The organism is Bacillus sp. Au-Bac7 (assembly GCF_021341655.1).
In the GTDB taxonomy this organism is placed as follows: Bacteria; Bacillota; Bacilli; order Bacillales; family Cytobacillaceae; genus Niallia.
This window is the reverse complement of sequence record NZ_JAJTTG010000071.1, coordinates 1-253: the sequence shown is the minus strand read 5'-3', so window position 1 is coordinate 253 and position 253 is coordinate 1. Positions and strand designations below refer to the sequence as shown.

Sequence of the window (253 nt, the reverse complement as noted above, 5' to 3'; positions counted from 1 at the left end):
AACTTTGTAATCGATTGTGTATATGCCATCTGCAAGCGGCTCTTCTTCTCCTTCACCTGGCGAAGGTTCTGGATTTTCTTCTGGCTCACTTACAACAACAGTGCCTTCATCAAACACCATTCTGACTACATGACTCATTCCATAAGACATGGCTAATTGGATGTTTGTTTCTCCACTTAAATCCTGAACTTCAAAACGAAGCACTTTTGTATTGGCTGCAGCGTCTTCTGAAATGACGTCAGCATCCACATAT

At 41.9% G+C, this 253-nt stretch carries 1 protein-coding gene; it reads right to left on the bottom strand.

Annotated elements, in window-relative coordinates; translation table 11 throughout:
• A partial coding sequence (locus tag LXM54_RS27815; RefSeq protein WP_233319576.1) for a hypothetical protein occupies window positions 1–253 on the bottom strand: 253 nt, incomplete at both ends.